Source organism: Streptomyces gardneri, from assembly GCF_006539185.1.
Lineage (GTDB): Bacteria > Actinomycetota > Actinomycetes > Streptomycetales > Streptomycetaceae > Streptomyces > Streptomyces gardneri.
On the sequence record NZ_BJMN01000035.1, the window covers coordinates 99,313 to 116,052 of the forward strand.

16 protein-coding genes, 1 tRNA gene and 1 pseudogene are annotated in these 16,740 nt (G+C 72.4%); 5 read left to right on the plus strand and 13 right to left on the minus strand.

Going from position 1 to position 16,740, the window contains the following annotated elements:
• Positions 1–150: 150 nt before the first annotated feature.
• Together SGA01_RS26275 and SGA01_RS26280 are read left to right on the plus strand one after the other, a co-directional pair.
• Entirely contained in the window at positions 151–1,494 is a 1,344-nt protein-coding gene (locus SGA01_RS26275; protein WP_141299025.1) for a 6-phospho-beta-glucosidase, read from the plus strand.
• A gap of 91 nt (positions 1,495–1,585) precedes the next feature.
• Positions 1,586–3,502 (plus strand): M64 family metallopeptidase, encoded by a 1,917-nt coding sequence (locus SGA01_RS26280; protein ID WP_141299027.1) that lies wholly within the window; start codon positions 1,586–1,588, stop codon positions 3,500–3,502.
• Between the two features lie 82 nt (positions 3,503–3,584).
• On the opposite strand, the gene SGA01_RS26285 is transcribed toward SGA01_RS26280, so the two are convergent.
• The 3 genes and pseudogenes from SGA01_RS26285 to SGA01_RS26295 all read right to left on the minus strand — a co-directional run bounded on the left by SGA01_RS26285 (position 3,585) and on the right by SGA01_RS26295 (position 5,577).
• Positions 3,585–4,391, minus strand: coding sequence for an SAM-dependent methyltransferase (locus SGA01_RS26285; protein WP_055640501.1), 807 nt, complete (start codon positions 4,389–4,391; stop codon positions 3,585–3,587).
• A 73-nt stretch (positions 4,392–4,464) separates the two neighbouring features.
• On the minus strand, positions 4,465–4,701 hold the full coding sequence (locus SGA01_RS26290) for a DUF397 domain-containing protein (RefSeq protein WP_055640502.1): 237 nt from the start codon (positions 4,699–4,701) through the stop codon (positions 4,465–4,467).
• Positions 4,702–5,577 (minus strand): annotated as a pseudogene (locus SGA01_RS26295) (Sco1979 family transcriptional regulator).
• A gap of 262 nt (positions 5,578–5,839) precedes the next feature.
• Between SGA01_RS26295 and SGA01_RS26300 the strand changes: the two are divergent.
• Genes SGA01_RS26300 through SGA01_RS26310 form a run of 3 tightly spaced genes read left to right on the plus strand, consistent with a single transcriptional unit; the run spans position 5,840 to position 7,555 of the window.
• A complete protein-coding gene (locus SGA01_RS26300) occupies positions 5,840–6,283 on the plus strand; it encodes an ATP-binding protein (protein ID WP_141299029.1) in 444 nt (147 codons plus the stop codon).
• A gap of 5 nt (positions 6,284–6,288) precedes the next feature.
• The gene (locus SGA01_RS26305; protein ID WP_174867502.1) at positions 6,289–6,810 is read left to right on the plus strand and encodes a hypothetical protein; all 522 of its coding nucleotides are present in this window, start codon (positions 6,289–6,291) and stop codon (positions 6,808–6,810) included.
• A gap of 34 nt (positions 6,811–6,844) precedes the next feature.
• A complete protein-coding gene (locus SGA01_RS26310) occupies positions 6,845–7,555 on the plus strand; it encodes a class I SAM-dependent methyltransferase (protein WP_141299031.1) in 711 nt (236 codons plus the stop codon).
• A 24-nt stretch (positions 7,556–7,579) separates the two neighbouring features.
• On the opposite strand, the gene SGA01_RS26315 is transcribed toward SGA01_RS26310, so the two are convergent.
• The 10 genes from SGA01_RS26315 to SGA01_RS26360 all read right to left on the minus strand — a co-directional run bounded on the left by SGA01_RS26315 (position 7,580) and on the right by SGA01_RS26360 (position 16,646).
• Positions 7,580–7,948, minus strand: a complete 369-nt coding sequence (locus SGA01_RS26315; protein WP_304364580.1) for a zinc ribbon domain-containing protein YjdM — start codon at positions 7,946–7,948, stop codon at positions 7,580–7,582.
• Between the two features lie 105 nt (positions 7,949–8,053).
• Positions 8,054–8,138: transfer RNA gene (locus tag SGA01_RS26320), tRNA-Leu, on the minus strand.
• A 225-nt stretch (positions 8,139–8,363) separates the two neighbouring features.
• Complete coding sequence (locus SGA01_RS26325) at positions 8,364–9,449, minus strand: sugar phosphate isomerase/epimerase family protein (protein WP_141299033.1); 1,086 nt, start codon at positions 9,447–9,449, stop codon at positions 8,364–8,366.
• Between the two features lie 65 nt (positions 9,450–9,514).
• Positions 9,515–10,912, minus strand: coding sequence for an alkaline phosphatase family protein (locus SGA01_RS26330; RefSeq protein WP_141299035.1), 1,398 nt, complete (start codon positions 10,910–10,912; stop codon positions 9,515–9,517).
• Positions 10,913–10,937: 25 nt separating this feature from the next.
• Positions 10,938–12,149 (minus strand): metabolite traffic protein EboE, encoded by a 1,212-nt coding sequence (gene eboE / locus SGA01_RS26335; RefSeq protein WP_141299037.1) that lies wholly within the window; start codon positions 12,147–12,149, stop codon positions 10,938–10,940.
• 10 nt (positions 12,150–12,159) lie between these two features.
• Positions 12,160–13,008 (minus strand): TatD family hydrolase, encoded by an 849-nt coding sequence (locus SGA01_RS26340; RefSeq protein ID WP_141299039.1) that lies wholly within the window; start codon positions 13,006–13,008, stop codon positions 12,160–12,162.
• Complete coding sequence (locus SGA01_RS26345) at positions 13,008–13,589, minus strand: EboA domain-containing protein (protein WP_141299041.1); 582 nt, start codon at positions 13,587–13,589, stop codon at positions 13,008–13,010. The genes SGA01_RS26340 and SGA01_RS26345 overlap by 1 nt, the downstream gene beginning before the upstream one ends.
• The gene (locus SGA01_RS26350) at positions 13,583–14,491 is read right to left on the minus strand and encodes a sugar phosphate isomerase/epimerase family protein (protein ID WP_141299042.1); all 909 of its coding nucleotides are present in this window, start codon (positions 14,489–14,491) and stop codon (positions 13,583–13,585) included. Before SGA01_RS26350 ends, SGA01_RS26345 begins: the two co-directional genes overlap by 7 nt.
• Positions 14,488–15,486, minus strand: a complete 999-nt coding sequence (locus tag SGA01_RS26355) for an SCO3242 family prenyltransferase (protein WP_141299044.1) — start codon at positions 15,484–15,486, stop codon at positions 14,488–14,490. Before SGA01_RS26355 ends, SGA01_RS26350 begins: the two co-directional genes overlap by 4 nt.
• Entirely contained in the window at positions 15,483–16,646 is a 1,164-nt protein-coding gene (locus tag SGA01_RS26360) for an inositol-3-phosphate synthase (RefSeq protein ID WP_141299046.1), read from the minus strand. The genes SGA01_RS26355 and SGA01_RS26360 overlap by 4 nt, the downstream gene beginning before the upstream one ends.
• Positions 16,647–16,740 lie beyond the last annotated feature (94 nt).

The following is a 16,740-nucleotide window of genomic DNA, read 5'->3' on the forward strand; positions in this document are numbered from 1 at the left end:
CGCCTGTCCGGTCCTCGCCGGTCCGGAGCTCGCCTGTCCGGCCCTGGCCTGTCCGGTCCTCGCCGGTCCGGCGCTCGCCATGTGGACTCCGCCGTGGACGCCCGCCCGTCGTCCCGCTGCCGGCCGGGTGCGCCCGAGTAGCGTACGGGCATGAAACTGACGATTCTCGGAGGCGGCGGATTCCGGGTGCCGCTGGTGTACGGCGCTCTCCTCGGCGACCACGCCGAGGGGCGGGTCACCCACGTCACCCTGTACGACCTCGACGAGGGCCGCCTGTCGGCCATCGCCAGGGTGCTCGTGGAGCAGGGCGAGGGGGTGCCGGACGCGCCCGCCGTGACGGCGACGACGGATCTCGACGAGGCGCTGCGCGGGGCCGACTTCGTGTTCTCCGCGATCCGGGTCGGCGGCCTGGAGGGCAGGGCGGCGGACGAGCGGATCGCACTCGCCGAGGGGGTCCTCGGGCAGGAGACCGTGGGGGCGGGCGGGATCGCGTACGGCCTGCGGACCGTGCCCGTCGCGGAGCACATCGCCCGCAGGGTCGCCGAACTCGCCCCCGACGCCTGGGTCATCAACTTCACCAACCCGGCCGGGCTCGTGACGGAGGCCATGTCCCGGATCCTCGGCGACCGGGTCGTCGGCATCTGCGACTCCCCCGTGGGCCTGGGCCGCCGCGTCGCCCGGGTCCTCGGTGCGGACCCGGACGAGGTGTGGATCGACTACGTGGGCCTCAACCACCTGGGCTGGCTGCGCGGTCTGCGGGTCGGTGGGCGCGACGTACTCCCCCGGCTCCTCGCCGACGAGCAGGCGCTCGGCTCCTTCGAGGAGGGCAGGCTGTTCGGCCCGGAGTGGCTGCGTTCGCTCGGTGCCGTCCCCAACGAGTACCTGCACTACTACTACTTCAACCGGGAGGCCGTACACGCCTACCGGACCGCGGAGCGCACCCGCGGCGCCTATCTGCGCGACCAACAGGCGGGTTTCTACGAGGAGATGGGCAAGCCCGACACGCCCGCCCTGGACACCTGGCACCGGACGCTCGCCGACCGGGAGGCCACATACATGGCCGCCAACCGCGAGGCCGCCGGCATCGGCGAACGCGACGAGGAGGACCTGGAGTCGGGCGGCTACGAGAAGGTGGCACTCGCCCTCATGCGGGCGGTGGCGCGTAACGAGCGGACCACGCTGATCCTCAACGTGCGCAACGGATCCACGCTGGCCGCCCTCGACGCGGACGCCGTGATCGAGGTCCCCTGCTTCGTCGACGCCAACGGCGCCCATCCGGTGTCGGTGTCCCCGCTGCCGTACCACGCCGTCGGTCTCGTGACCGCCGTGAAGGCGGTGGAGCGGGAGGTGCTCGTGGCGGTGGAGAGCGGCTCGCGGGCGACGGCCGTCAAGGCCTTCGCGCTGCATCCGCTGGTCGACTCGGTGTCGGTGGCCCGGCGGCTGGTGGAGAACTACACGGCGGAGCACCCCGGTCTGGCCTATCTGCGGCGCTGAACCGACGCGGAGCGTTCACGGAATCGTCGTGGAGCAGTACGACTGACGAACATCTTTACGGGATCGGGGGCGCGGCTTAGGCTCGCGCCCCATGACCTCACAGCGTCGCAAGGGAGCACGGAGAGGCCTGGCCCGCCTCGTCGCGGTCTGTCTGCTGGCCGTCGGACTCGTGGGAACGGGACCGGCGGCCGCCGAGACACCGACGACGGCCGACGGTCCGGTCGTCGTCCCCGTCCAGACGACCGGCCCCGCGGACCGGCGGTTCAACCTGGTGTTCATGGGTGACGGCTACACGGCCGCGGAGATGCCGGCCTTCCGGGCCGACCTGGAACGGCATCTGAACACGCTGTGGAGCATCGAACCCTTCGCCTCGTACCGCTCGTACGTCAACGTGTGGGCGGTGGAGGTCCCTTCGGCCGAGTCCGGTGTCGACTGCGATCCGGGCCTGGCGTCACCCGCCCGTGACACCGCGCTCGACATGGGCTTCTGGGGCGGCTGCAACCCGGGCAGTGTGCAGCGGCTGCTCACCGTCGACAGCGCGAAGGCCGGCGCGCTCGCCGATCTCGTCCCGGGCACGAGCCGCACGAACCGGCAGATCGTGGCCCTCGCCCACAGCTCCACCTACGGCGGGGCGGGCGGGAGTTACGCCACGGCCTCCGGCGGCAACGCCCTGTCCTCCCTCATCACCCCGCACGAGATAGGCCACTCGCTCGGCGGCCTCCAGGACGAGTACGACTACTACGGGCGCGGGGTGCCGGGCGAGACCTACGAGGGACCGGAACCCGCTTCCGTCCACCACACCCTCCTGACGGAAGACCAGATGCGGGAGCGGCGGGCCAAGTGGTGGCGCTGGCTCGGCGAGGAGAGCGAGTCGGGCGGGACCATCGGCCGCCACGAGGGCGGCCTGTACAGCACGAAGGGCGTCTGGCGGCCCAGCCGGCACTCCCTGATGAAGACCCTCGGATACGCCTTCGACCAGGTGGAGCGCGAGGTGATGGTCCGGGCGATCTCCGCGAAGGTCAGCCTGATCCAGGACCACACCCCCGACACCGCACCGATCGGCGCGGACCGGACCGTGTGGGTGGACACCCTGCACCCCGTCGGCGGTGAACTCGCCGTGACCTGGCGGCTGGACGGGCGCACCCTCCCCACCCGCGGCGCCCGCACGGTCGACCTGCGGAGGCTGGACCTCTCCCCCGGCACGCACACGCTCACGGCGACGGTCACCGACCCGACGCCCTTCGTGCGCGACCCGGCGGTCCGCGCCTCGACGGCGCTCACCCGCACCGTCGACTGGACCGTGGACACCTCGCTCACCACCCAAAAGGCGCCGGTGGAAGCCGCGTTCACCGGGCACACCCCCACCGGGGACCCGGTCGGCGGCCGGTCGGTCGTCCACGCGGACACCACGCATCCGACGGACCGCACCCCGGCCGTGCACTGGCGCCTGGACGGCCGGCCCGTCCACCCGTCCGGCCGCAACGACCGTGACCTGGACCTGGGTTCGCTGGACCTCTCCCCCGGCACGCACACGCTGACGGCCCGTATCCCGGGCACGGCCGAGGAGTTGGCCTGGGCGGTCGACGCCCGTCCGGCGACGTCCTCGTACGAACTGTCCGCGCCGCTGCGCACCGTCCGGCGACCCGGGCTCCCCGTCGAGTACGTCTACGACGGGCCGTTCACGATGCGGCTGACCGCGCGCGACGACCAGGACGGCGCCGTGGTGAGCCAGTTCCGCGTCGACGGCGACGGCTGGTACACGTACTACGGCTGGCCGACGGACGCCGACGCGCCGTTCCGCTTCTCGCCGAGCGGCACGGTCATCGACGACCTCGTCTACGGGAAGCTGGGCCGGAGCCGGGTGGTGCCGTGGGACGACGCCACCCCTGACTACGGCACGCACACGATCGAGCACCGCACGATCGACGCAGCCGGCAACGTGAGCCGGGCCCGGAGCTTCCGCGTGACGCTGGTCGAGCGGGCCGGTGCCGACCGACCGGCGGGCTGAGGACGTCGACGGGCTCGCATGAACGAAGGCCCGCGGACCTTCCGGTCCGCGGGCCTTCGCGCCGCACTGTTCAGAGATCCCGTCAGGGCTTGCGGGCCACGGCGGCCCAGCCCGGGATCGGGTCGTCGCCCTGGACCGGGACGGGCTCGCCCAGCTCCGGGTGCCACTCGGCGGTGAGCGAGACACCCGGCTCGACGAACTCCAGGCCCTCGAAGAACGCTGCCAGCTCGTCCCGCGAGCGGGGCCGCAGAGTCAGCCCGCGCGCCTTGTACATGGCGCTCGCCTTCGCCGCGCCCTCCGGGTCGAAGTCCCCGGTGACGTGGGAGAGGACGACGTAGCTGCCGGGCGCCAGCTTGTCGACGAGCTTGGCGACCAGGTCGTACGCCCCGTCCTCGTCCCCGACGAAGTGCAGCAGGGCGAGCATCGACAGCGCGATGGGCTTGTCGAAATCAAGGACCTTTCCGGCCCTTTCGAGAATGATCTCGGGGTCGCGGGCGTCCGCCTGGATGTACTCGGTGGCCCCTTCCGGGGTCGAGCGCAGCAGGGCGGCCGCGTGCGCGAGCACGATCGGGTCGTTGTCGCAGTAGACGATGCGGGAGTCCGGCGCAGCCTCCTGCGCGATCTGGTGCAGGTTGGGCTCGGTCGGGATGCCCGTACCGACGTCCAGGTACTGCCGGACGCCGTGGGCGCTGAGCCAGCGGATGGCGCGGTGCATGAAGGCCCGGTTGACGCGGGCCATGTCCCGGCCCCGGGCGTCGACGGTGAGCAGCTGCTTCGCCATCGCCTCGTCGACCGGGTAGTTGTCCTTGCCGCCCAGGAACCAGTCGTACATGCGCGCCGGATGCGGCTTACTGGTGTCGATCCTCACGGATGCGGGGTCCTGGGTCATCGGCTCTCCTGGTCGGGACGAACGGGTGGCACTGCAACAAGAGTTACGCGACGGAGCGGGCGGGGCGGAAGGGTCAGGTGAGGAGAAAGTCAGCCTGACCGGATTTGGCCCCCTGGATGAAAGCGGCGATCTCCCCGTGGGTGTAGATGAGCGCGGGTCCTTCAGGGTCTGCGGACTGTCGCACGGCGACTCTGCCGTCGGCCAGCTTCATGGCCTCCACGCAGTTGCCCCCGTTCCCGCCGCTCCAGGGCTTGTGCCAGCCATCGGCACCGAGCTCAGCGGCGGGCATGCCGTTGTATATGCGATCCATTCACAGCTCCTTGCGGAGATCCCGGAGGATCTCCTTCGTGCGTTGTGCAGTCGCGGCCTGAGCCGCCATGCGGTCCATGACCTCCAGGTGGGATGCCACCTCGGGGCGCGCGTCGAGGTAGACGGCGCCGGTCAGGTACTCGCTGTAGACCATGTCCGGGAGTTCGGGCATGGCGAAGCGGAAGAGGACGAACGGTCCGTAGGTGCCGGGGTGGTGGCCGGACGCGAACTCCGCGATCTACAGGGTGACGTTCGGCAACTCGGACGCTTCGAGCAGCCGGTCGAGCTGGTCGCGCATCACTTCGGGCCCGTCACCGACCGGTCGGCGGAACACCGTCTCGTCCATGATCACCCAGAACTTCGGAGCGTCCTCCCGCGTCAGCAGGGACTGGCGCTCCATCCGTAGGGCTACATGGCGTTCGGCGTCCTCGTCCTTGCCGGCATCGCTGCCGCCACCGACCGCCCCGCTGCGCAGAATGGCTCGGGCGTAGGCCTCGGTCTGCAGGAGACCGGGGACGAACTGGGGTTCGTAGGCCCGGATCAGGCTGGCCGCCCCCTCCAGGCTCACGTACATGGAGAACCAGCCGGGCAGCACGTCGTGGAACCGCTGCCACCAACCCGGGAGGTTGGCCTCCTCCGTGAGGGCGACGAAGGCCTCCGCCTCGGCGTCCGCGATCCCGTACTCCTTCAGCAGGAGTTGTACGTACGGAACCTTCAGGGCGACCTCGGCCGTTTCCATGCGCCGGACGGTGGCCGGGGCCACTCGGAGGATCTTGGCGGCCTCTTCCCTCTTCAGGCCGGCCCGCTCACGCAGATCCTGCAGGCGCCTTCCGAGAACGACCTGTCCCACCGTGGGGGCGGACCGCGGCTCGCTCACTCTCAGACCTCCCCGACGCACTGTTTCGACGAGTGTGCCACGAAGCCGAGCCAGAGAGAACACAGCACTCTGCAATTTTCAGAGTGCCACTTGCCAAGTGTCCGAGTCAGGAGGACAGTGTTCCGGTGAACCAGTACACGCTGCCGCCGTGCGCCATCGCGCCTCGGGGGCAGCGCCGTACGGCAGTCCTGCCCACTGTTGTGAGGAACCGGTCGTGGCTTCTGGTAACGCGCAGCCTTCAGGTCTCATGAGCCCTCGAGTCATGGCCCCGCGCCCAGAACCCCGGACCGATACCCGCGCCGACTCCGTGCGCCGCTTCGCCTTCGAGCTCCCGGCCCTGACCTCCTCGGTGGCACGGGCCCGCCGGCTCGCGGAGGAGCGCCTCATCCTCTGGGGCTGCGGCCCCGGCATCCGCGACACGGTCGCCCTGGTCGTCTCCGAACTCGTCACCAACGCCGTCGTCCACACCGCGAGCGGGCGGGTGATCTGCGAGATACGTGAGGGCGAGGACACCCTGCGTATAGCGGTACGGGACGAGGGCGGCCCCGCCGGACCGCGGATGCGGGACTGCGGCGAGGAGGAACGCGGCCGCGGACTCCTCATAGTCGACGCGCTGTGCACCGCCTGGGGCGCCGACCGCACCGGGCACGGCACGGCGCAGATCGTCTGGGCGGAGCTGGCCCACGGCATGGGGGAACCGTGCTGAGGTCGATGGCCACCCTGCTGATCCCCCGGTCGGCCCGCAAGCCGTCGGAGAACGCCACCGTCCCGCGCCAGCGCGGCGCCTCGGACCCCAAGGGACCGCAGGCCAAGCCCCTGGGCTCGGCGTCGCCAGGCTCCAGGACTCTCGACTCCGCGGAACTCGGCTCGACCCGCCTGGCCGTCCCTGTCGGCCTGCGCACGGGCCTCGGCTGCGACGCCGTCGGCGTCCCCGCCCGCTTCGGCTTCAAGATCCTCTCCCGCCTCCCCGCCAAAGGCTGCGTCTACGCCGACACCGACTGGTGGTGGTGGCTCGTCCCGGCCGGCTCCGACCTGGACCTGACCTGGCCGCTGCCCGCCTGCTACGCGCGAGGCGCCGAGGTCCCGGACCGCGGACCCCGCCTCGTCCACCACCCCGACGGCACCTCTCCCTACACGCCGCCGATCCCCCTCTACCTGCTCGTGTGCCAGCTGACGGGCATCGCCCCCGCGTGGTCCACGCCCCCGGCGCCCCCCGTGCGCAGTGCGCTCTGACGCTCAGGGCCGGTGACGGCATAGGCTCGGGAGCATGTTCACCCCGCAGGGCCCCAGCCTCCGTGAGCTGACCGTCCAGGCCCTCTCCTCGGTCGAGCACGGCTACGACCTGCTCGCGAACAAGTTCGACGCGACCCCCTTCCGCACCTCCGACCGCCTCCTGACCGCCGTGGCCGACACCCTGGAGGAGCTCGGCCCCTTCGGGTCGGGACTCGACGTCTGCTGCGGCACCGGCGCCGGACTCGACGTCCTCCGCTCCGTGTGCGCGGGCCGCGTCACGGGCGTCGACTTCAGTACGGGCATGCTGACCCGGGCCCGCCGCGCCCACCCCACGGCCACCCTGGTCCGCGCGGACGCCCTGGCCCTGCCCTTCGCCCCCGTCTTCGACCTGGCCGTCAGCTTCGGCGCCTTCGGCCACTTCGTCCCGGACGCCCAGCGCACACTCTTCACCCAGGTCCACGCCGCGCTCCGCCCCGGCGGCACCTTCGCCTTCCCGCTCCCGGCCCCACCTCTGGTCGGCTCGCGCCTCTACTGGACGCTGTGGGGCTTCGACGCCGCGATGCGTGTCCGGAACGCACTGTGGCACCCGCGGTTCGTCATGTACTACCGCACCTTCCGCCTCCCGGACGTCCGCGCCCGCCTGGAGGAAGCCGGCTTCGAGGTCACCCTGACCCCGATCGAGTCCCTGGGCAGACGCGCCGACGGCAGCCCCCACTGCCGACTGGTGGTGGCCCGGAAGGCCTAGGGGGCTTCGCGCGCCGGCCTCGGGTCAGGCCTTCTTGACCACGCTGGACTTGAGCTGCATCGCGCCGAAGCCGTCGATCCGGCAGTCGATGTCATGGCCGTCGACTCCGTCGACGAGGCGGATGTTGCGCACCTTGGTGCCCGCCTTGATGCCGGACGGGTTGCCCTTGACCTTGAGAGCCTTCACCACGGTCACCGTGTCGCCGTCGTTGAGGACGTTGCCGACGGCGTCCTTGATCACGCGCTCGCCCGCCGCTGCCGTACCGGCGGCGTCCGTCGCGCCTTCGGCGGCCGGGACCCACTCGTGGCCGCACTCCGGGCAGACCACGAGGTTGTTCATCTCGTACGTGTATTCGCTGGAGCACTGGGGACAAGGGGGAATGTTCTCGATCACTCCCCCAGGATAGGCGTCGGCCTGCATCGCCGGTGGGGCCGATCACCCGCCTGTGGAAAACGAGAAGTGCCGGTCGATTCGAGATCGACCGGCACTTCTCTTCGGTGTCCGAGGGGGGACTTGAACCCCCACGCCCGATAAAGGGCACTAGCACCTCAAGCTAGCGCGTCTGCCATTCCGCCACCCGGACTAGGTGTTTGTCGTTTCGGGGTTTCCCCCGCGGCGACAGAGATAACTCTACCAGGGGTTCGAGGTGCCCTTCACCAGGGTTTTCCGTGGTCAGCGGGGTGGAACAGCCCCAGCCATCATGATCCAGTCCGAATTGTCCGACGGTGTGTACTGCGCGTCGCAAGGTGTGTACGAACGGTCGCGGTGCGGCCTCGGGCCCCTCTTCGCGAGGGGCCCGAGGGGCGGGTCAGCGGCCGCCCTTCTCGCGCAGGGAGTGCAGGTGGGCGCTGGACCTGCGGGCGAAGTCGAGCGAGTCGACCGGGTTGTCGCGCTCGGCCTGCCAGTGGTGGGCGTGCCGGCCGTGGCGGGTGCGGTTGACCGCCGAGATGAAGCGCCGGTAGTCGATGTCCCCGTCCCCGACATCGGTCATGCGGTAGCCGTAGGGGACGGCGGAGTCGTCGCGGTCGCCGTCCTTGACGTGGAACAGCGGGTAGCGGTGGGGCTGCGCGAGGACGTAGTCGAGGGGGTCGAAGGGCGCGGGGGTGCCGTCCGGACGCGTCGAGTAGCGGTACTGGCCCACGTACGCCCAGAAGACGTCCATCTCCAGGTGGACGAGGTCCGGGTCGGTCTCGGCGAGAAGGACGTCGTAGAGCCGCACGTCGGGGCGGTCGGTGGCGAAGGAGAACTCCTCGGAGTGGTTGTGCTGGTAGAACTTCATGCCCCGCTTCCGCGCCTCCGCGCCGAACCGGTTGAACTCCTCGGCGCAGCGCTTCCAGCCGTCGACGGTGGCGCCGTACCGCCAGGGCCCGGAGGCGGTGCCGATATGGGGCAGGCCGAGGGCCGCCGCGTCGTCGAGAACCCGGTCGAGGTTCTGGGCGAAGGTGTAGGCACCGGGATCGCTCGCGTAGTAGCCGACGTGGCTGCCGATGCCGCGCAGCCCGTGGTCGCGGGTGAGGCGCTTGAGTTCGGCGAGCGTGAGGGGGCCGCCGGTGCCCTGGGTGTAGCCGGCGTACTCGACCTCGTCGTAGCCGAACCTCCGGAGCTCGGCGAAGACGGCGGCGAATCCGAGGGCGGCGATCTTGTCGCGGAGCGAGTACAGCTGGATGCCGAGACGGCCGGGCGGCAGCACGGGGCGGCCGTGGCCTGCGCCGCGGGAGTCGGCGTCGGATCCGGCGGACGACCCGCCGGCCTCGACGGCCGCGGCGGCGGGGGTGGCCGCCGCGCCCAGCAGCGCGGCGGCGGTCGCGCCGGCGGCGACGCCGAGCATGTTGCGCCTGCTGAGCCGGTGGGAGAGCTCGGGGTCGGTGGCTTCCGTACGGCGGGTGCGATTCATCTGTGGATAACTCCTCTGGTGTCGGTGCGGGCTGTTTCACTGGAGTCAGGTCGGCGGTCGGCGCCTCAGGCAAGTCCGGCCAGTCGGAGCAGCAGGGACTTCACATCGGTGGCCGCGACGCGGCCGCTCACGGCGCGGGGGGTGGAGCACAGAATGAGCGGACCTTCGTCATCGCTCGTGGGGAGGCGGCCATGGCTGCCGCGAATAGGTGAGGGGTCGAGGGGGACGACCGCGAGCCGGTAGCGCATGCCGAGCTTCTTGCGGGCGATCTCCCTGGCCGCCTTGAGCCGCACGTACGGATCGAGCGGGTCCATGAAGAGTTCGGCGGGGTCGTAGCCGGGCTTTCGGTGGATCTCGACGAGCCGGGCGAAGTCGGGCGCGCGGGCGTCGTCGAGCCAGTAGTAGTACGTGAACCAGGCGTCGGGCTCGGCGAGGGCGACGAGCTCGCCCGAGCGCGGGTGGTCGAGGCCGTGTTCCTTCTTTCCCTCGTCGTCGAGGAGGCGTTCGACCCCGGGAAGCTCCGTCAGTGCTTCCCGGACGGCCGGCAGGTCCTCGGGGCGGCGGACGTAGACGTGCGCGATCTGGTGGTCGGCGACGGCGAAGGCCCTGGAGGTCATGGGGTCCAGGTACTCCATGCCGTCCTGGGTGTGGACCTCCAGGAGCCCGGCACGGCGCAGGGCGCGGTTGATGTCGACGGGCCGGTTCACCCGGGTGATGCCGTACTCGGAGACGGCGACGACCGTGCGTCCTTCGGCGCGGGCGTCGGCGAGGAGCGGGGCGAGGGCGGTGTCGAGGGCCGCGGCGGCCCGGAAGGAGCGCGGGTCGTCGGGGCCGTAGCGCTGGAGGTCGTAGTCGAGGTGCGGGAGGTAGCAGAGGGCGAGGTCGGGTCGGCGGGTGCGGAGGATGTGGCGGGTGGCGTCGATGATCCACCGGCTGGAGACGAGGTCGGCGCCGGGACCCCAGAAGTGGAAGAGGGGGAAGGTGCCCAGTTCCTCGGTGAGTTCGTCGTGGAGCGCCGGCGGCCGGGTGTAGCAGTCGGGTTCCTTGCGGCCGTCGGCGTAGTAGACGGGGCGGGGGGTGACGGTGATGTCGGTGTCGGCGCCCATGGCGTACCACCAGCAGATGTTGGCGACGGTGTAGCCGGGGTGGGCGCGGCGGGCCGTGTCCCACAGGCGGTCTCCGGCGACGAGGCCGTTGTGCTGGCGCCAGAGGAGGACGTCGCCGAGCTCGCGGAAGTACCAGCCGTTGCCGACGATGCCGTGTTCGGCGGGGAGGGTGCCGGTGAGGAAGGTGGTCTGGGCGCTGCAGGTGACAGCGGGCAGGACGGTGGAGAGCGGGGCCTGGGATCCCGCTCGGGCAAGGGCGGTGAGGTGGGGCATGTGGTGGAGGAGCCGCGGGGTGAGGCCGACGACGTCGAGCACCAGGAGAGGAGTGGGCGTGGCGGGCGGCGCTGTGTCGCTCATGACGGTTCCTTCGGGGACGGTTCCTTCATGGCAGTTCCTTGAGGCCGAGGTCGGTCAGCAGGTCGCGGGCCAGGGTCAGCTCGGCTGCGATGCCCTCCGCGAGCCGGGCGCGGGTGCGGGGGCGCCGGTCGGCAGGAAGGGCCTGCCAGGTGTACGTCTCGACCTCCAGGTGCCGGGTCAGCGGGTGGGGTCCGCCGACGAGGAGGGCGAGGGTCTCCTGGAGGACGGGGAGCGTGGAGCCGAGCGGAGGGGCGGGCGGGGCGTGGAGCGGGACGTGGAAGTGGGCGCGCCAGGGCCTCGCGTCGGGAAGGCCTGGGCCGGGGCCGGTTCCGGGACCCGGGGCGTGACCGGCTTCGGGAGTGGCGAGGGCTTCGGGAAGGTCGTCGGTTCCCCGCAGACCGGCGGCGGTCCGCGTACGGGTCTGGTGGAGGAAGCGGGGTTCGGCGAAGGTGCCGAGCGCGGCCCTGACCTCGGGGAGGTGCGGATGCTCGGCGTGGAGCGCGGCGGAGAGCTGCGCCTTGGGGACGGTGATGCCGGCGGTGGTGAGCGCGTCCAGGGCGGTGCGCGGGTCTTCGAAGGAGGTCGCGAGGTGGCAGGTGTCGAGACAGACGCCGATGCGGTGGCGCGGTACGTCGGTGAGCGCGGTGACGGCGTCGGCGACCGTCTCGACGGTGCAGCCGGGCTCCGGTTCGAGGCCGATCCGGATGCTTCTTCCGGTGAGCTCCTCGAGTGCGTCGAGACGCGCGGCAAGCGTGATCAGGGCCGTGCGGGCGGTGGCGGCGGCGCGGGCGTCGAAGGAGGTGCGCCAGGCCAGGGGCAGGGTGGAGACGGAGCCCTCGCCGACGTCCTCGGGGAGGAGCGCGGCGAGGAGACGGGCCAGGTCGGTGGTGTGGGCGAGGCGTTCGGGGCGGGTCCAGTCGGGCTGATAGACCCGGTACTTGACCTCGTCGGCGCCGAAGCCCTCGTAGGGGAAGCCGTTGAGGGTGACCACTTCGAGGCCGCGGCGGTCGAGTTCGGTGCGCAGGGCGCGGAGCGAGGCGGGGTCGGTGGTCAGGGTGTGGGCGGCGGCGCGGGCGAGCCAGAGGCCGATGCCGATCCGGTCGCGGCCGAGGCGGCGTCGGACTGGCTCGCAGTGGTCGCGGAGCTGGGCGAGGACGCCGTCGAGGGTCTCCGCGGGGTGGACGTTCGTGCAGTAGGCGAGGTGGACGGTGGAACCGTCGGGGTGCCGGAAGCGCATGAGGGGTGCCTCATTCCCCGCCGCGGAGGAGGGAGTTGCCCTCGTGCAGGTCCTGAGGGCTGGGGAGGTCGAGTCGGAGGCGCCCGCTGAGTCCGTAGAAGGCGACGGGGTTGCGCCACAGGACCTGGTCGACGTCGTCGTCCGTGAATCCGGCGGCCAGCATGGCGTCGCCGACCGCGCGGGTCTTGAGGGGGTCGCTCCTCCCCCAGTCGGCTGCCGAGTTCACGAGGACGCGCGCGGTGCCGTGGTTCCGGAGGATCGTGACCATCCGGTCCACGTCCATCTTCGTGTCGGGGTAGACGGAGAAGCCGAGCCAGGCGCCGCTGTCGGCGGCCTCCTTGACGGTGGTCTCGTTGAGGTGGTCGAGGAGCACGCGATCGGGGGCGAGCGCGGATTCGCGGACCACGTCGATGGTGCGGCGCAGGCCGGTGAGCTTGTCGCGGTGGGGTGTGTGGACGAGGGCGGGCAGGTCGTGGTCGGCGGCCAGCTGGAGCTGGGCGGCGAGGGCGGTGTCCTCGGCCGGGGTCAGGGAGTCGTAGCCGATCTCGCCGACGGCGACGACGCCGTCCTTGGCGAGGTAGCGGGGCAGCGCGTCGAGGACGGGGGTACAGCGGGGGTCGTTGGCCTCTTTGGGGTTGAGGGCGAGCGCGCAGTGGTGGGCGATGCCGTACTGGGCGGCGCGGAAGGGTTCCCAGCCGAGGAGCGAGTCGAAGTAGTCGAGGAAGGAGGCGGGCGAGGTGCGGGGCTGGCCGAGCCAGAAGGAGGGTTCGACGAGGGCGCGGACTCCGGCGTCGTGCATCGCCTGGTAGTCGTCCGTGGTGCGCGAGGTCATGTGGATGTGGGGGTCGAAGACGCGCATCAGGACTCCTCGACGGGTGCGGTGGCGGTGGCCATGACGGTGGCGGCGGTGAGAGCGAGGACGCGGGGCAGGTCGGTGGGGACGGGGCGGCCCGCGGCTGTGAGCTCGGCGGCGTGGTCCGTGAGCATCCGGGCGAGTTCGGTGTCCCCGGCGGAGCGCTCGGCGAGGCCGGCGACGGCGGTCACCGGGACGCCGGTGAAGAGGCACTTCAGCAGGCCGTGGCGCCAGGCGTGTGGGGTGAGGTGGGTGGCGGCGTAGGGGCCGAGTGCGGCGGCGACGAGGGTGGTGTCGTGGGTGCGCAGGGCGTCCTCGACGAGGGGCACGGCCTCGGGGCCGGGGACGAGGGAGGCCAGCGCCAGGAGGACGGCCCGTCGCTCGGCGGTGGCGCCGTGGTGGTAGAGGCGGGTGAGCGTGGCGGGGTCGGCGGCGGCCGCCCGGAGGAGGAGGGCGCGGGCGGAGTCCGCGTGGGTGGGACCGCAGTGGCGGCCGGCGGTGACGAAGTGCGACTCCCAGGCGGGAGTACGGGCGGCGGCGTCGGCGAGGGCCGAGTCCAGCCAGGTGCGGGCGGTGCCGGTCAGCATGCCGGGGCCTCCTGCCGCAGGAAGGAGAGGGAGGTACGGGCGAGCTCGGGGCCGGCGTGGGAGTGCCGGGGCAGTTCGACGACGGTGAGCCCCGCGTAGCCGGCGGCGGTGAGGTCGGCGAGAGCGGCGAGGACGGGAGGGAAGTCGATCTCTCCATCACCGAACGGCAGGTGTTCGTGGACACCGCGGCGCATGTCCTCGATCTGGACGTGGTGCACCCAGGGGGCGGCGGCCCGTAGGCAGTCGGCGGGAGGGAGGGGTTCGAGGCACTGGCAGTGGCCGATGTCGAGGGTGAGGCCCAGGACGGCAGGTGCGGGTGATCCGAGGAGTCCGCGCAGGTGGTGGAAGTCGTCGAGGGTGGCGAGGAGGTGACCCGGTTCGGGTTCGACGGCGAGGGGGACGCGGGCGGCGTCCGCGGCTTCCATGACGGGGGTGAGGGAGGTGGTGAGACGTTTCCAGGCCTCGTCGGGCGCGGTTTGTGCGGGGACCGTGCCGCTGAAGCAGTGCACGGCGTGCGCGCCGAGGTCGGCCGCGACCCTGACGGCCCGGAGGAGCAGCCGGGTGCGGGCGGCCCGGTCCTCGGGGTCAGGGTCGAGCAGCGACGGTCCGTGCTTGCGGCGCGGGTCGAGGACGTAGCGGGCGCCGGTCTCGACGGTGACACCGAGTCCGAGGGCGGCCAGCCGCCGGCCGACCCGGGCGGTACGGGCGGCCAGGTCGGGCGCGAGCGGGTCGAGGTGCATGTGGTCGAGGGTCAGGCCGACGCCGTCGTAGCCGAGGTCGGCGAGGAGGCCGAGGGCCTCGTCGAGCCGCAGGTCGGTCAGGCCGTTGGTGCCGTAGCCGAGCCTGAGGCGGGGTGTGGGGCCGGGTGCGGGGCGCGACCCGAGGTGGGGGGCGGTGCTCATGTGGGGCTCACCTTCCGGGCGAGGGCGCGGGCGAGCGGGACGAGGCCGAGCAGCCCGAGCGCCGTGCCGGTGGCCCCGGCGCGGGCGGCCAACGCCGCCTGGAGCGGGATCGTCGCCCGTATCCCGCCGCCGACGGCCCGCTCGGTCAGCGCCGCGGAGGGGTTGAGGGCCGCGTGCAGGAGGAGGGTGGCGGGGGTGCCGGCGTAGGCCAGGGCCAGGAGGGAGCCGAGGTGGGGGCGGCCGGGGTGAGGGCGGCCGAGGTGGGAGCGGACGGAGTGGGGGCCCGGGTTGGGGAAGGGGAGGGCGGGGTGGGGGCGGGGGGCGGGGGGCCCCGGAGGTGGGGATGGGGGTGTGTGGGTCGACAGTGTCCCGGCCACCGTCAGGGTCACGGCGAGGGCCGCGAGCGGGGTGCGGGTCGAGCCGCCGTGTGTCTCGTGGCGGGAGACCGCGGTGACGGCGTAGGTGTGGGCGCCGAGGAGGGCGGCGGCGGGGAGCGAGCGGAAGGCGCGGTGCTGTGGGTGGGTGGTGGCTGTGGCGCCGAGGAGGAGGTCGAGTGCTCGGGCGGTCGCCATGGTCGCGGGGCCTGCCGGGGTGTGTTTGAGGCCGAGGTCGTAGGCCCAGACGGTGGTGGCGAGGGCTGTGGCGACGGTGAGGGCCGGGCGGCCGGCGCGGGAGGCGAGGCCGAGGCCGGTCGCCGTCAGGGCGGCCGAGGCCGCGAGGGCGGCTGCGGGGGTGATGCGGCCGGAGGGCAGTGGGCGGTGCGGGCGTTCGGCGGCGTCCTCTTCGCGGTCGGCCCAGTCGTTGAGGGCCATGCCCGCCTCGTACAGGCAGAGGGACGCGCCGATCGCCCAGAGCGTGCCTCGTCCGGGGCGGGCCCCTGCGGCGGCCGCCCCTGCCAGGGCGTCGCCGGGGACGGAGGCCAGGGCCGAGACGCGGAGGAGTTCCGCCCAGGCGCGCAAGCGGCCGGTGGCAGCGCCGGTGAGGGGCCGGGTCATCGTCGTACCCCGGGGGTCGGCTCTTCGTCCGGCGGTGGCGTGGTGGTGTCGGGTGGTGCGCCCAGGGTCCGGGCGAAGGCGACGAGACGGGTGTACTGGGCCGCGAGGGAGGCGGGTGGGGTGCCTTCGGGGTCCTTGAAGTAGAAGGCGAGGTCGTCGAGGTGGCCGGTGAGGCCCTTCTCGTGGGCGCGGGCGGTGAGGCGGGCGAGGTCCAGGACGAGGGGTGCGGCTAGCGCGGAGTCGCAGCCCTGCCAGAGGGTCTGGAGGATCATGCGGGTGCCGAGGAAGCCGTCGAAGGCGATGTGGTCCCAGGCCGTCTTCCACTCCCCCAGGGCGGGGACGTCGTCGATGTGGACCTGTCCTTCGACGGCGTCGCCGAGGGTGTCGGTGAGGACGCGTTCCTTGCCGGCGTTCTTGGCGGCGGCGGCCGCCGGGTCGGCGAGGGCGGCTCCGTCGCCGCCGCCGAGGAGGTTGCTGCCGGACCAGGCGCGTACGGTCAGGGCCCGCTGGAGGAACATCGGGGCGAGGACGGCCCGGAGGAGGGTCTGTCCGGTCTTGCCGTCGCGGCCGGCGTGGGGCAGTCCGCTCGTGGCGAGCGGTGCGGCGAGGGCGGGGTGGCGGAGTCCGGTGGACGGGGTGAAGTTGACGTACGGGCAGCCGGCGCGGAGCGCCGCTGCGGCGTAGAGGGTGCTGGGTGGGAGCCCGACGCCCCCCGACGCCGGCTCCGTGGAGGCCACATTGACGACCACGACGCGGTCCAGGCCAATGCGTTCCCGGAAGTCCGTCAGGTCGGCGGTGAAGGCGGTGACGAGCTGTTCGTCGGTGCGGGTGTCGCCGGGGAGGGGGCCGCCGGGGCGGATCTCCCTGTCGGCGGCTTCGAGTTCGGTGGTGACGGCGCGGGCGAGGCCGTACGGGAGGACTCCGGCGGTGGTGAGTTGTTCGGCCCGTTTGGGGAGGGGGCAGTCGGTGGTGTCGTGTCCGCCGAAGACGAGTGCGGCGAGGGGTGGGAGGCCGGCGTCGGCGAGGTCGGGTGTCTCGGTGGCCATGCCGGTGGGTGGGTGGAGTCCGGCGACGAGGGCGGCGCAGCCGGCGACGGTGGTGGTGGCGACGGATCCTCTCGCGCCGATGAGCCAGATTCCCGTGCGCTGTCCGGTGGTCATGTCGACGGCCTCCCTGCTCGTCCTGCGGGGTGGTGGGGGTGTGGGTGTATCGGGGGGGGCGGGGTGTGGGTGACGGTGGGCGGGTACGGCGGGG

Excerpts from the sequence above, each read along its gene's own strand:
- SGA01_RS26300 (WP_141299029.1), top strand. The coding sequence starts at position 5,840 with ATGGCCCCGCGCCCAGAACCCCGGACCGATACCCGCGCCGACTCCGTG.
- SGA01_RS26310 (WP_141299031.1), top strand. The coding sequence starts at position 6,845 with ATGTTCACCCCGCAGGGCCCCAGCCTCCGTGAGCTGACCGTCCAGGCC.
- SGA01_RS26355 (WP_141299044.1), bottom strand. The coding sequence starts at position 15,486 with ATGACCCGGCCCCTCACCGGCGCTGCCACCGGCCGCTTGCGCGCCTGG.
- SGA01_RS26330 (WP_141299035.1), bottom strand. The coding sequence starts at position 10,912 with ATGAGCGACACAGCGCCGCCCGCCACGCCCACTCCTCTCCTGGTGCTC.
- SGA01_RS26275 (WP_141299025.1), top strand. The coding sequence starts at position 151 with ATGAAACTGACGATTCTCGGAGGCGGCGGATTCCGGGTGCCGCTGGTG.
- SGA01_RS26290 (WP_055640502.1), bottom strand. The coding sequence starts at position 4,701 with ATGGATCGCATATACAACGGCATGCCCGCCGCTGAGCTCGGTGCCGAT.
- SGA01_RS26345 (WP_141299041.1), bottom strand. The coding sequence starts at position 13,589 with ATGCTGACCGGCACCGCCCGCACCTGGCTGGACTCGGCCCTCGCCGAC.
- SGA01_RS26325 (WP_141299033.1), bottom strand. The coding sequence starts at position 9,449 with ATGAATCGCACCCGCCGTACGGAAGCCACCGACCCCGAGCTCTCCCAC.
- SGA01_RS26360 (WP_141299046.1), bottom strand. The coding sequence starts at position 16,646 with ATGACCACCGGACAGCGCACGGGAATCTGGCTCATCGGCGCGAGAGGA.
- SGA01_RS26280 (WP_141299027.1), top strand. The coding sequence starts at position 1,586 with ATGACCTCACAGCGTCGCAAGGGAGCACGGAGAGGCCTGGCCCGCCTC.
- eboE (WP_141299037.1), bottom strand. The coding sequence starts at position 12,149 with ATGCGCTTCCGGCACCCCGACGGTTCCACCGTCCACCTCGCCTACTGC.
- SGA01_RS26340 (WP_141299039.1), bottom strand. The coding sequence starts at position 13,008 with ATGCGCGTCTTCGACCCCCACATCCACATGACCTCGCGCACCACGGAC.
- SGA01_RS26350 (WP_141299042.1), bottom strand. The coding sequence starts at position 14,491 with ATGAGCACCGCCCCCCACCTCGGGTCGCGCCCCGCACCCGGCCCCACA.
- SGA01_RS26285 (WP_055640501.1), bottom strand. The coding sequence starts at position 4,391 with ATGACCCAGGACCCCGCATCCGTGAGGATCGACACCAGTAAGCCGCAT.
- SGA01_RS26305 (WP_174867502.1), top strand. The coding sequence starts at position 6,289 with ATGGCCACCCTGCTGATCCCCCGGTCGGCCCGCAAGCCGTCGGAGAAC.